This is a genomic window from Dietzia sp. 2505, assembly GCF_040546785.1.
Lineage (GTDB): Bacteria > Actinomycetota > Actinomycetes > Mycobacteriales > Mycobacteriaceae > Dietzia.
Window position 1 is genome coordinate 104,431 of sequence record NZ_JBEPON010000009.1, and the last position, 12,280, is coordinate 116,710.

General features: G+C 69.9%; 15 protein-coding genes. 10 read left to right on the forward strand and 5 right to left on the reverse strand.

Annotation, left to right across the window (positions count from 1 at the left end):
- Positions 1-19 precede the first annotated feature (19 nt).
- Together ABIE38_RS16110 and ABIE38_RS16115 are read left to right on the forward strand one after the other, a co-directional pair.
- A complete protein-coding gene (locus ABIE38_RS16110; RefSeq protein WP_354057993.1) occupies positions 20-916 on the forward strand; it encodes a type II secretion system F family protein in 897 nt (298 codons plus the stop codon).
- On the forward strand, positions 916-1,575 hold the full coding sequence (locus ABIE38_RS16115) for a prepilin peptidase (RefSeq protein WP_354057995.1): 660 nt from the start codon (positions 916-918) through the stop codon (positions 1,573-1,575). Before ABIE38_RS16110 ends, ABIE38_RS16115 begins: the two co-directional genes overlap by 1 nt.
- A 320-nt stretch (positions 1,576-1,895) precedes the next feature.
- Here ABIE38_RS16115 and ABIE38_RS16120 read toward each other — a convergent pair whose 3' ends face one another.
- From ABIE38_RS16120 to ABIE38_RS16135, 4 genes are all read right to left on the reverse strand, one after another.
- On the reverse strand, positions 1,896-2,489 hold the full coding sequence (locus ABIE38_RS16120) for a hypothetical protein (protein WP_354057997.1): 594 nt from the start codon (positions 2,487-2,489) through the stop codon (positions 1,896-1,898).
- A 186-nt stretch (positions 2,490-2,675) separates the two neighbouring features.
- A complete protein-coding gene (locus ABIE38_RS16125; RefSeq protein ID WP_354057999.1) occupies positions 2,676-5,270 on the reverse strand; it encodes an ABC transporter permease in 2,595 nt (864 codons plus the stop codon).
- Positions 5,270-6,037 carry an ABC transporter ATP-binding protein gene (locus ABIE38_RS16130; RefSeq protein WP_354058001.1) on the reverse strand — a complete coding sequence of 256 codons (768 nt, stop codon included), beginning with the start codon at positions 6,035-6,037 and terminating at the stop codon, positions 5,270-5,272. The genes ABIE38_RS16125 and ABIE38_RS16130 overlap by 1 nt, the downstream gene beginning before the upstream one ends.
- A 27-nt stretch (positions 6,038-6,064) precedes the next feature.
- Complete coding sequence (locus tag ABIE38_RS16135; protein ID WP_354058003.1) at positions 6,065-7,075, reverse strand: pseudouridine synthase; 1,011 nt, start codon at positions 7,073-7,075, stop codon at positions 6,065-6,067.
- A 257-nt stretch (positions 7,076-7,332) separates the two neighbouring features.
- On the opposite strand from ABIE38_RS16135, the gene ABIE38_RS16140 reads away from it, so the two are divergent.
- The 7 genes from ABIE38_RS16140 (at position 7,333) to ABIE38_RS16170 (ending at position 10,984) form a co-directional block, all read left to right on the forward strand.
- A complete protein-coding gene (locus ABIE38_RS16140; RefSeq protein WP_354058005.1) occupies positions 7,333-8,229 on the forward strand; it encodes a universal stress protein in 897 nt (298 codons plus the stop codon).
- Positions 8,226-8,513, forward strand: a complete 288-nt coding sequence (locus ABIE38_RS16145) for a GNAT family N-acetyltransferase (protein ID WP_354058007.1) — start codon at positions 8,226-8,228, stop codon at positions 8,511-8,513. The genes ABIE38_RS16140 and ABIE38_RS16145 overlap by 4 nt, the downstream gene beginning before the upstream one ends.
- 156 nt (positions 8,514-8,669) lie before the next feature.
- On the forward strand, positions 8,670-8,960 hold the full coding sequence (locus tag ABIE38_RS16150) for a GlsB/YeaQ/YmgE family stress response membrane protein (RefSeq protein WP_179526021.1): 291 nt from the start codon (positions 8,670-8,672) through the stop codon (positions 8,958-8,960).
- 128 nt (positions 8,961-9,088) lie between these two features.
- Positions 9,089-9,322 carry a hypothetical protein gene (locus ABIE38_RS16155; RefSeq protein WP_354058009.1) on the forward strand — a complete coding sequence of 78 codons (234 nt, stop codon included), beginning with the start codon at positions 9,089-9,091 and terminating at the stop codon, positions 9,320-9,322.
- 80 nt (positions 9,323-9,402) lie between these two features.
- Positions 9,403-10,005, forward strand: a complete 603-nt coding sequence (locus tag ABIE38_RS16160) for a TetR/AcrR family transcriptional regulator (protein ID WP_354058011.1) — start codon at positions 9,403-9,405, stop codon at positions 10,003-10,005.
- Entirely contained in the window at positions 10,002-10,802 is an 801-nt protein-coding gene (locus tag ABIE38_RS16165) for a class E sortase (protein WP_354058013.1), read from the forward strand. The genes ABIE38_RS16160 and ABIE38_RS16165 overlap by 4 nt, the downstream gene beginning before the upstream one ends.
- Positions 10,802-10,984: a hypothetical protein gene (locus ABIE38_RS16170; protein WP_354058014.1), complete on the forward strand. Its 183-nt coding sequence runs from the start codon at positions 10,802-10,804 to the stop codon at positions 10,982-10,984. The genes ABIE38_RS16165 and ABIE38_RS16170 overlap by 1 nt, the downstream gene beginning before the upstream one ends.
- A 1-nt stretch (position 10,985) precedes the next feature.
- Here the strand turns inward: ABIE38_RS16170 and ABIE38_RS16175 are convergent, their stop codons facing one another.
- Positions 10,986-11,534: a DUF2020 domain-containing protein gene (locus tag ABIE38_RS16175; protein WP_354058016.1), complete on the reverse strand. Its 549-nt coding sequence runs from the start codon at positions 11,532-11,534 to the stop codon at positions 10,986-10,988.
- Positions 11,535-11,627: 93 nt separating this feature from the next.
- Between ABIE38_RS16175 and ABIE38_RS16180 the strand changes: the two genes are divergently transcribed.
- On the forward strand, positions 11,628-12,251 hold the full coding sequence (locus ABIE38_RS16180; RefSeq protein ID WP_354058018.1) for a TetR family transcriptional regulator: 624 nt from the start codon (positions 11,628-11,630) through the stop codon (positions 12,249-12,251).
- Positions 12,252-12,280: the final 29 nt, after the last annotated feature.

Sequence of the window (12,280 nt, forward strand, 5' to 3'; positions counted from 1 at the left end):
AAGAGACTAGGAGAGCACCGTGTCCCCCTCGGCCCTGTTCGCCGTCCTCGCCATCAGCCTGGCCATGGCTCTGCTGGTCTGGACCGTCCTCGTGGGACTCGGAGGGGATCGCGCGCGGACGGTCGCCAACCTCACCCTCGGCCTGGACACCGGGCCGGGTGGCGTATCACCCACCCAGGAGGAGGAGTCGACTCCCGGGGCGCTGGTCGTGCTCGCCCGGCGGCTGACCCCCGGCGGGTCCATCCGGATGCTGGAGAAGTTGCTCTCCCGCGCCGGCCGCCCACCCGGCTGGTCACTGGACCGACTGCTGGTGCTGAAGCTCGCCCTGGGCCTGGGGGTCGGCACCCTGAGTGTGCTGTTCATCCGCAGCGCCGAAGGGCCGCTCCCGGTGCTGCTCGGCCTCGCGACCACCGTGGTCTGCTATTTCCTGCCCGAACTCCTGCTGCACAGCCGGGGCCAGGAACGAAGCCAGGCCATCCAGCTCGAGCTGGCCGATACCCTCGACCAGATGACCATCGCCGTGGAGGCCGGGCTGGGCTTCGACTCCGCCATGTCCCGGGCGGGAAAGAACGGGACGGGCCCGCTCGCCGAGGAACTGGTCCGGACACTGCAGGAGATCCAGGTGGGCCAGACCCGCAGGCAGGCCTACGAGTCCCTGGCCACCCGCACCGACGTGGCTGACCTGCGCCGGTTCGTCCGCGCCATCATCCAGGCCGACGCCTACGGCATCTCGATCGCCGACGTCCTGCGCACCCAGGCCGCGGAGATGCGGATGAAGCGCCGCCAGCGCGCGGAGGAGAAGGCCATGCAGATCCCCGTCAAGGTGATCTTTCCGCTGATCCTCTGCATCCTGCCGGTGCTGTTCATCGTGCTCCTGGGCCCGACAGCGATGAACATGATGGAGGCCTTCTCCTAGTGCTCTCGAGCATCACAGCAACAGTGATCCTCACCGCCGTGGTGTGCGGGGCGCTCGCCGCGGCGCTGACCGGGTCGATCCGGTCCATCGCCGACTCCGACTCGCGCTGGCTGCGCTCCGGGCTGCACGTGGGCCTGGCCGCCGCCGGTGGAGCGGGGGCCGCCGGGCTGGCCGAATCCGGGTCCGTCGATGCCCTGCCCGAGCTGCTCGCGTTCGCGGCGCTCGCGGTGGCCTGCGGGCTGCTCGTGCCGATCGACCTGGCCGTGCACCGGCTGCCCGACCTCGTCGTCGTCCCCATGTACCCGGTCCTTCTGGCGGCGCTGGGCGTGGCGTCCGCGGTGACCGGCGACTGGGGCGCCCTGGGGCGCGCCGCCGCCGCGGCGCTCGCCCTGCTGGCCTTCTACTTCACCCTCGCGTTCATCAACCCGTCGGGACTCGGGCTGGGTGATGTCAAACTCGCCGGCGTGCTCGGCCTCTTCCTGGGCTGGCTGGGCTGGTACTACGTCCTGGTCGGCACTCTGGCCGCGTTCGCGCTCAACGCCGTGGTGGCGCTGGTGCTGCTCCTCAGCCGTAGAGCCGACCGCCACACCGGCATCGCGTTCGGGCCCGCGATGATCGCCGGTGCGGCGGTGGCCGCGTGGCTCTCGGTGGCAGGCTGACACACCGCTGCCCTGTCACTCATATGCCACCGCGCTACTAGCAGCGCGGCCTGACCGCGCAAACTTCGGTAACGCATACCGTTTTCCAAAGGAGGATGCGTGGGGGACCTGGACACCCTGTAAGTGATCAAGGGTCGCGAACCCACCGCCGCGCACTGCAAGAAGGGGCAGGACAACCCACCTACCAACGGGTGGACCCGAGGGTTCGGCAATTGCTTCGACGGAAACGGCGCTTCGTCCTCGGCCGCCTATATTCGCAGACTCCCGTGGAACGCCGGGGCCAAAGTAATCACTCTCGGATGGCCAGCCTGACGCTACGGTCAGTAGAACGGATGGTTCGCGCTGCGAAGAAGCGTGTATGAACACGCAAGTCCGTCTTGTTCGACGTAGCCGACTCCAGTGAGCGCTTCGCGATATGTGAACAAGTTGTACCGGTTCGCGAAGTAGACGTCGCCAACTCGATTGTCAGAGGAGGTGTCTCTCAACACTTCACCGATAGAGTCTACCGTTAGAGGCGCGGGGCCACAGACTGCGGTATCTCGGTATCCGGGGGAGCTGTCGAGGATGTTGAGGTAGAACCCAGAGGCCAGCGGATCGAGTTCCGCAAACTCAGTAATCGCCCTCTCGGCACCGTACTGCGCGAGGCGCGAGATATCAGCGTCGCGGCTCAGAGTCACCGATAGACGATCTTCCTCGTCAAGGTGGGATTGCGCCTCGGCAATTATTTCGCGTACCACCTGATTAAGCATCGCGATCGTTTCGACCTCTTGGGGGTTGGGCGCGTGGTCCGTCGGCACGGCGGGGGCCGTGTGACCGCCTACGGAACCGAGCGAGCCCGACGACTGCGCAGAGGCGATGGCGGGCACGGTGACGAAAAGAGACGCTGCCACAAATACTGCTAGATAATTCTTCATATGTGGATGTCACCATAGTTCAGGCACCCCTGCGGATCGTTCGGCAGGATTGAACGAAGGGCGACGTGAGGTCTCCGGAAATCGACTGAAATCCATCCACGGAGGCATTCCCGTTCCTCCTACTCAGGCAGCACTTCGGCGTTCTTACGCCCGAAGACTCGCAGATCCCCGTCAAGCCCACCCCGGTTAGTCCGCGATCGCCTCCAGCGGGTCGGTCTTGGCGGCCCGGTGGGCGGGCCACAGCGAGGCCAGCACCCCCACGAACGCCGAGGCCACCAGCACGATCCCGATGGTCTCCCACGGGATGGTGGTCTCGCTGAGACCGCTGTCCGCCAGCACGGAGACGAACGCCCACCCCAGATAGACGCCGACCGCCGCGCCGACCAGCGCCCCGAACATCGCGATCTGTGTGGACTCGAGGTTGATCGTCCGCCGGATCTGGGACCGCTGCATGCCCACGGCCCGCAGCATGCCGATCTCGGTTCGACGCTCGATCACCGACAACGCGAGGGTGTTGACGATCCCCAGCACCGCGATGACCAGGGCCAGGCCCAGCAGGGCGTAGATGATGGTCAACAGCTGGTCGATCCCACCCGACTGGACGTCGATGTACTGCTGCTTGCTCTGCACGGTGGCGATCGGGACGTCGGAGAGCTCCTCGGTGACGGCGGCCAGCGCCTGGTCGGGCGAGGTGCCCTCGGCGGCCCTGGCCAGCACGATCGCGGTCGAGCGGAGGTTCTCCGGCACCAGCCGTTCGTAGACGTCGATACCGGTGTAGAAGGGTCCGAGGATCTGGGCGTCGTCGTACACGCCGGTCACCCGGAGGGTGGACTCGCTGCCGTCCGGGCCGACGAGCGGAACCCGGGTGCCCATCGTCCAGCCGTTGTCACGCGCGACCTCCCGGGAGACCACGAGGGAGTCGGCCTCCGGCTCGAGAGAACCGTCGAGGACGGTGGCCTCGAGCAGTTCCCCGACCGGCCCGCCGGCAGCCGCGAGCGCCTGGGGCTCGCCGCCGAGCTGGCCGAAGCCGAACGCGAGCCACGCCACGTCTCCGACGCCGTCGACACCCGCGATCTGGTTCTCGATGCCGCCGGCCAGCGGGGTCGGCGGCCCCTGGGAGGCCACCCCCTGGACGATGACGTCGGCGGTGATCCCCTGGTCGATGAGGCCGCTGACGCTCTCCTTGGTGGTGGCGCCGAGCGTGCCGAACGCCGCCACCAGGGTGAGACCCAGGGTCAGGGCGAACGCGGTGGCCGCGGTGCGCCGGGTGTTGCGGCCGGCGTTGGTGGCCGCCAGCTTTCCGACGGCACCGAAGGGCGCGCCGATGACCCGCCCGATCCCGCCGGCGATGGGCCTGGCGAGCGCGGGCATCACGAGGAAGCTTCCGACGATCAGGGCCGCGGCGCCGACGCCCACGGTGATCGCGCCGCTCCTCGTGGTGTCCTGCCAGGTTCCGATGAGGGCCAGCATGATGCCGCTGACCACCGCCAACAGCCCGATCGACGTGCGCCAGCCGCCGCCGGCCTCCGACGAGGCGGCCCCGACCCGCATGCCCTGGACCGGGGCGACGCGACCGGCGCGGCGGGCGGGCGCCCAGGCGGAGAACACGGTGACCACGAAGCCCAGCACCAGTGGGGTGATGACGGACATCGGGGTGAGCGCCAGGGTCCCGGAGGGGATCCCCAGGTCGAAGGCGTCGAGTACCGCGAAGATGACCCTCGCCAGTCCGAACCCGGCCAGCACGCCGATCGCGGACCCGACCAGACCGGTCAGCGCGGCCTCGGCCAGCACGGACCGGGTGAGCTGGCCGCGGGTCGCGCCGATCGCCCGCAGCAGGGCCAGCTCGCGCAACCGCTGCGCCACCAGCATGGAGAAGGTGTTGTAGATGATGAACGTGCCCACGAGCAGCGCGATCAGGCCGAAGGCCACGAAGAAGTAGTTGACGAAGTCCAGGATGGTCGAGAGCTGCTCGGAGAGCCTCTCCTTGACCTCCTCGCCCGTGCTCACCTCGTACTCGGGGAACTCGGCGGCGAGCGTGTCGCGCATCTCCTCCTGGCTCACCCCTGGCACGGCGCGGACGGCCACGTTGGTGGCGTTCTCCCCGTCGGTGAATAGCGCGCGGGCCTGCGCGGAGGTGAAGCCGACGCCGACGTAGCCGCCGACGTCCGTCTCCGAGGAGTAGGAACCCACGACGGTGACGTCGATCATCCCCTGGGAGGTGGTGTACACCCGCGCGGAATCGCCGATCGAGAGTCCCGCGTTCTCCAGCACCGACTCGGGGAGGACGACCTCGCCGTCCGCGGCCGGAGCGCGACCGTCCGAGATCCAGCTGCTGCTCCCCACGGCCTGGTCGGGCTCGACCCACTCCAGCCCCTCCGACGGGGCGCCACCCGACTGATAGGGGGTGCCGTCGGAGTTGAACATCACCACGGTGCCGGTCACCCCGGGGGTGACGGCCTCGACGCCCGGCAGTTCGAGCGCGCGGTCGGCCACCTCGAACGGCACCCCGGCGCCCCGGGGGTCCTCGGGTTCGATCATCGCGGACAGGTCCGCCGTGCCCTGGTCGAGCAGTCCGTCGAACGTGCTCTTGAGGGTCGAGGTGAACACCAGCGAACCGGTGACGAACGCGGTACCCAGCACCACGGCGAGGACGGACAAGACCAGACGCAGCTTGTGCGCCGCGATGTTGCGGAGCGAGACCCGGAGCATGGGCCGGGAATGGCTGGGGGCGTGGCCGGACGTGGCGCCCGGTGTGTGGCCGGCGGCGTGGCGGGCGGCCATCACCGCTCCTCGAGCGCGCCCATGGCCGCCAGGATCTCGTCGGACGTGGGATGGGAGAGCTCACGCACGACCCTGCCGTCGGCGAGCAGCAGCACGCGGTCGGCGTAGGTGGCGGCGCGCGGGTCGTGGGTGACGATGACGACGGTCTGCTGGAAATCATCCGCCGCGCTGCGCAGGATCGACAACACCTCCGCCGACGAGGTGGAGTCGAGGTTGCCCGTGGGCTCGTCACCGAACAGGATGTCCGGGCGCCCCACCAGCGCACGCGCGCAGGCGACGCGCTGCTGCTGACCGCCGGAGAGCTCCGACGGACGATGAGACAGACGGTCCGCGATCCCCAGCCGCCCGATCACCTCGTCGAACCACTCGCGGTCGATGGCATGGCCCGCGATGTCCTGCGGGAGCGTGATGTTCTCCTCGGCGGTCAGGGTGGGGACGAGGTTGAAGGACTGGAACACGAACCCGATCCGGTCGCGGCGCAGCGCCGTGAGTTCCTTGTCCGCCAGTCCGACTATCTCCGTGTCACCCACGCGCACCGAACCCGAGGTCGGCCGGTCCAGGCCGGCCATGCAGTGCATGAGCGTGGACTTGCCGGAGCCGGACGGGCCCATGATCGCGGTGAAACGTCCGCGCTCGAACGAGGCGCTGACGTGGTCCAGCGCGCGGACCTCGGTCTCGCCCTCGCCGTAGGTCATGACGAGATCGGTGGCGACGGCTGCGAGCTCCGCGCCCTCCGCCCGGTGCTGGGTCTCGGCCTGCGTGGTCATCTGCTCCCCTGGATCGTGGTGGTCGACCTAAAGCATGCAGGAGTTCGGAGCCGATGCCGATGGGGGATGGCCCGGATCTTGCGCCCGGGCCTTCCCGGACGGCCACGCCTCGAGCGACCTGCGGGTCCTGAATCGGCGCTCGGCTCCGGAGACGGGGTCGGTGAACCCGATGGTCTCCGCGAGCAACTGCAGCGGATGGGAGAAGTCGCCGGGCCTGATCGTCCGCACCCGCGGGTACAGGTCGTCGCCGAGGATCGGCGTGCCGAGGGCGTTCATGTGGACGCGGAGCTGGTGGGTGCGCCCGGTGGTGGGCTCGAGGCGGTAGAGGCCGAGCGGAGTGGCCGACCCACCCGGTCCGGGCTCACGCACCTCGAGCAGGGTGATCCGGGTGTGGGCGTCGGGTGGGCCGTCCACCTCGGCGGCCTGCAGCACCCCGCGGGTCTTGACGATCCGGCTGGACCGCTCGCGGACGTGCGGCGTCCCCTCCGGCGCGGGGGCCACGGCCAGATAGGACTTGGCGACCCGCCGGGCGGCGAAGAGGTCCTGGTAGGCGGCGCGGTGCGCGGGGTCGACGGTGAACACCAGGACGCCCGCGGTGAGTCGATCGAGGCGATGGGCCGGAGCGAGGTCCGCCAGCCCGAGGTCGCGGCGGAGCCGCACCAGCGCGGTCTGGGTGACGTGTCCGGCGCGCGGGGTGGTGGCCAGGAAGTGCGGCTTGTCGACGACGACGAGGCGGTCGTCGGCGTGCAGGACCTCGATCCCGAAGGGCACCTCCACCTCCGGCTCGGGGGTCCGGTACGTCCACACGTCCATCCCCCGGCGCCGCCGGGTGGAGTCGGTGACGGCCACCCCGTCTGCGGTGACCACCTGGCCGGAGGCGAGGGCCGCCTCGAGCTCGGCGAGCCGGTCCGGGAACCGCCGGCGCAGCTCCTCGGGGATGCTGCGGGGCCCCCGACCGGGGTCGGCGAGCCGGATTCGGACCGGGTCCACACCGTCACGCAACGGCAGGGGCCTCCGCGGCCGTCCGGACTTCGGCATATGCAGAGTCTAGTCCTTGGGCTACACTCACTTTTCGCCCCAGGCACCTCATGCGTCACTCGAGCGCCAGCTGCCCCCATTCACCCCAGGAGCACCCATGATCGACGCCGTTGTCGACTTCTTCCTCTTCGGCCCCGGCCGCGCCTTCCTCCCGGCGTTCCAGGGCAGCTTCAACATGGCCTACCCGCCCAACGCCCCCTTCCCCGACGAGTTCTGAGAACGCCTCCACGAATCACCCGCGGCGGTATCCTCGGGGCATGGCTTCACTCGAGAATTCCGTGGTCGTCGGCATCGACGGTTCAGCAGCCTCGACCGGCGCCGTCGCGTACGCCGCCAACACCGCCGCCACCCGGCGGGTCCCGCTCGTCCTGGTGACCAGCTACACGATGCCGGCCGCCATGTTCGCCGAGGGCATGGTCCCTCCCCAACCCGTCTACGACGAGTTGGAGAAGGAGTGTCAGCCGATCGTGGAGCAGGCCAGGGCCACGGCCCTCAAGGTCGCCCCGGACATCGAGGTCTCGCACGCGATCGTCGAGGGCAACCCGTCGCAGGTCCTGATCGACTACTCCCGCAAGGCCAAGATGATCGTCCTGGGCTCGCGCGGCCTCGGCGGGATCAAGGGGATGGTCCTCGGTTCGGTCTCGGCCTCGGTGGCCAGCCACGCGTTCTGCCCGGTCGTGGTGACCCGCGAGGACACCGACGACCTCGACCGCTCGGGCCCGGTCGTGGTGGGAGTCGACGGTTCCGAGGTCAGCGCCAAGGCCACCGCGTGGGCCTTCGCAGAGGCCTCGGCCCGCGACGCCACCCTGATCGCGGTGCACACCTGGATGGACCCGCAGGTCCAGGCCGCCGCCGCGGGGATCGCGTTGACCGACGAGGACTGGCGGCAGCTTGAGGAACAGCAGCTCGAGATCCTGTCCGAGCGGCTCGCCGGCTTCTCCGACCGCTACCCCGACGTGCGGATCGAGCGGTTCGTCACCCGTGATCGCGCGGTCCGGGCCCTTGTCGAGCAGGCCGAGAAGGCCCAGCTCGTCGTCGTCGGGTCCCATGGGCGGGGCGGATTCACGGGCATGGTCCTCGGCTCGACCAGCCGGGCGCTCCTGCAGGCGTCACCCTGCCCGGTGATGGTCGTGCGCCCGGAGTCGCACTCGTGAGCGCCGGGGAGGACGTCCGGGTGCGGCGCGATGCCGCGGCCGGCCGGTTCGAGATCGTGGTCGACGACGTCGTGGCGGGTTTCGCCGACTACAGCGACGCCGACGGCGTCAGGACCTTCCCGCACACCGTGGTGGACCAGGAATTCGGCGGCCGCGGCCTGGCCGGGCGGATGATCGGCGAAGCCCTGGAGGTCACCCGCCAAGAGGGACTGCGTGTTCGGCCCGCCTGTGAGTTCGTCGAGCGCTACGTGCAGAAGAACCCGGACTCGGCGGACCTCGCCTGAAGGGCACTGCTCACATGACACCTGAGGTGCAGGTGAGTAACGAATAAGCGACGATTAACCCCACACACGGTCCGACCGGAGGCGTTCGGGGCGCAAGCGTGTTCTCCTGTGAGAGCGGCTCGCACTCGGGCCGAGTACCTCTCGGGAAAGGATTACATCATGGGGACAATCATCGCCTGGATCATCATCGGCGGACTCGCCGGTTGGATCGCCTCCAAGATCATGAAGCGTGACGCCCAGATGGGCATCATCGCCAACATCGCCGCCGGCATCGTCGGCGCGTTCATCGTCGGTTGGCTCGTCTCGTTCTTCACCAACAGCGAGGGTGGCGCGATGCCGCAGGCATTCTCCATTCCCGGCGTCCTCGCCGCTATCGTCGGCGCCTGCCTCGTGATCTGGCTCGTCAGCCTCGTGGGCGGTCGCAGCAACCGCGGCACCCGCGTCTGACGACGCACTGATTCCAGAGAGACGCTGACTCCGGAGACGAACGGTCTCCACACGAGTCCGAACGGCCCGGCCCCGCACCACAGGGCCGGGCCGTTCGTCTCACCACCGGAGGGAAGAAAGGACCAGACATGGGCCTCATCGACAAGATCAAGAACATCGGCAGGAACCCCGCCACGCTCAACTCGGCCGTCGCGAAGACCGGGGACTTCCTCAATGACAAGGCCGGCGGCAGGAACGCGGGGCAGCAGAACCGCGGGGCGGCCGGGCCGGACAGCAGCCCGGCCCACGACCCGGCCGACGTGCAGGCCGACGACACCGTGACCGGCGAGGGTCCTCCCGCCGGCGGACGACCCCCGGCCTGAACCGGGTGATCGGTCCCGGTGTGGCCTGACACGGCACCGGTCCCGCCGAGTCCGTGGTGCCAGCCGATAGTCTGTCCCCTGTGACGAGCGCACGGTCGACCAAACCCGGACCGCGGGAGCGGCTCCTGGCCACGTCGACCCGCCTGTTCTCCACGGACGGGATCCGCGCGGTGGGTATCGACCGGATCCTCAAGGAGTCCAAGGTCGCCAAGGCCAGTCTCTACAACACGTACGGTTCCAAGGACGAGCTCGTCGTGGCGTACCTGAGGGCGATGGCAGAACGGGACCGGGCCCTGTGGCAGCGACGAGCCGACGCCGCGCCGGACTCGCGCGGACGCATCCTCGCGCTGTTCGACATCGTCCGAGAGCGCGTGGAGCCGGCGACCCCCGGCTCGTGCCACCTCGCCGCCGCCATCGAGTTCCCCCGCCCCTGCACCGACGGCGAGCGCGCCATCCGGGCGGCGGTGTCCGACCAGCGGGCCTGGGTCGCCTCGACCCTCCGCTCCGAGCTCGCCGGTATGGGGCTCGAGGACCCCGACAACATCGCGGACCTGGCGGACCGGTTGGCGATCCTCCACGACGGTTCCGTCACCGCCGCCATGCTCGGTGAGGTCGAGACCTCGGCGATGACGGCGCGGAGCATGGCCGAGCTCATCCTGGGGATGGTCACGGAACCCTCGTGAAACGCGCGACGGGTGTGGTGGGCGAGGTGCTGGTGACGCTCGGCGTGGTGCTGGCACTCTTCGTCGTCTACCAGGTGTGGTGGACCGACCTGGGCGCGGCGCGCGCCCAGTCCGACGCCGACGCCGAACTGGACCGGCGGTGGGGTGGATCGGACAACCCGCGGGGTCGCGGTACGGGCACCGATGACGGGGGACCGTGGACGTCCGGACCCGGCGACGGCACCGCGTTCGCCCGCCTGTACATCCCCGCGTTCGGCTCGGACTACCGGTTCGCCGTGGTGTCCGGGACCAGCGACGCGGCCCTGGAGACCGGGCCCGGGCACTACACGGAGACCCAGGGGCCGGGTGAACCCGGCAACTTCGCCGTCGCCGGACACCGTGTGGGCCGGGGCTCGCCGTTCAACGACCTGGACACCCTGCGCTCCTGCGACGCCCTGGTGTACGCCACCGCGGATCGGTGGCTGGTCTACCGCGTGTTGCCCGTGGACGCCCCCGACCCCGCCTCGGCCCGCGCACAGGCCTCCGAATGCCTTCCGGAGGACCTCGCCGACCGCGCGACGTCCGGCATGTACGAGGGATTGTCCGGGGTCTCGGTGGTCCGCCCGGAGGACGTGTGGGTGATCGACCCGGTACCCGGAGGTACCGAGCCCGCCTCCCCCGACCTGCTGCCCCTGGCCACGCTCACCACGTGCCACCCGCAGTATTCGGCGGCGGAACGGCTCGTGGTGCACGCGGTACTCGAACGCAGCGAACCGCGGGTACCCGGCGAGCTCCCCGCGGAGCTGGGGGGTCGGTGATGTACGCCTGGCTCTACCGGAGGCTCCCCGGAACCACCCCTGTGCGGATCATGCTGGTCGTCGTCCTGGTCGCGGCTGTGTTCCTGCTGCTCATGGAGGTGGTGTTCCCCGCGGTCGAGGCGCTCATGCCGTACTCCCACGTGGCGGTCGACCCGGCCGCGGCTCGACCACCTGCGCCCTGACTCAGTCGGCCACCCGGGGAGCGACGAGCTCGGCCACCCGCTGGACCTTGACCGACTGTTCCTGCGTGGACTGCACCGCCAGGACCTGTGTCCCGCGGGCCAGGACCACCAGGGCGCCCCCCGGGCCGCCGGTGCGGCCACCGGTCCACCCGCCCTCGACATCCGACCGCTCGGACTCGCCGACGGGCGCCGAGTCGTCCACCAACTCGGCAGCCCGCTCCTCGGACGAGACCGAGTACACGGTGGTCGTGAGCTGGACGGCCCCGTCGGCGCTGTAGAAGAAGCAGGCGGCGGGGTCGACGCGGTCATCGATCCGCACATCGGTGGCCAACTCGCCGTTCAGCCTCGACGCCTCGTCGACCGAGAGGTACGGGCACTCCGCACGGGTCACCGGTTCGACCTGCGGGATCTCCGGCTCGCTGGTCTCCGGCGGCGCGGTCCGGATCGTCCCCATCTCAGGCGCCGGTTCGGTCTCCCCACCGCACCCGGCCATCACACCGAGCAGTACGACGGACAGGGGTGCGAGAAGGGTCGTGGCGGCGATACGCATGATGCCCAGGATAGGACCCGACCCGCTGGGTAAGGTCATCACCACTGAACTGAGAGACCGATACTCATCGACGACCGACGGGGAGGCGCCCACATGACCGGCCCACCCACGCAGGCGCAGGGCGCCGACCGCACCGAGGGGCGCCGTCGCGAGCTGCGCGAGACCATCTCCTCCGTCGCGTTGGACCTGGCCCTCGAGCGGGGGCTCGACGCGGTGACGGTGGACCAGATCGCCAAGGCCGCCAACGTGTCCCGTCGGACGTTCTTCAACTACTTCCCGTCCAAGGCCGCCGCGTGCATCCCGGACGCCTTTCCCCCGGACCGCGACGCGGTGCACCTGTTCCTCACCGACCGGTCCGTGTCGACGCTGACCGCGCTCACCCGCCTGCTGTGGCTGCAGGTCGCGATGGCCCGGCAGGAGACCCCTCTGTTCAACCGGTTCCACGACATGTGGCGGCGGGAGCCGGGGATCCGCACCGAGGTGTACGCGATCCTGTCCCGGACCGAGGAGGAACTGGCCGCCCTGGTGGCCCGCCGGGAGGGCAGGGATCCCGGGTCCGTGGAGGCCGCGACGGTGGCGGCGGCGTCCATCGCGATCGTGCGGGTGGCGGTCGAGCAGTGGCGCACCGACGAGTCGCCGACCCTCCTGGAGGACCGGATCCGCGAGTCGTTCGACGCGGTCATCCGAGCGACCGAGATCCTCCCCGGCGACGCCTGAACCGTCCGGGCCGCTGTCCGCGGAGCGGT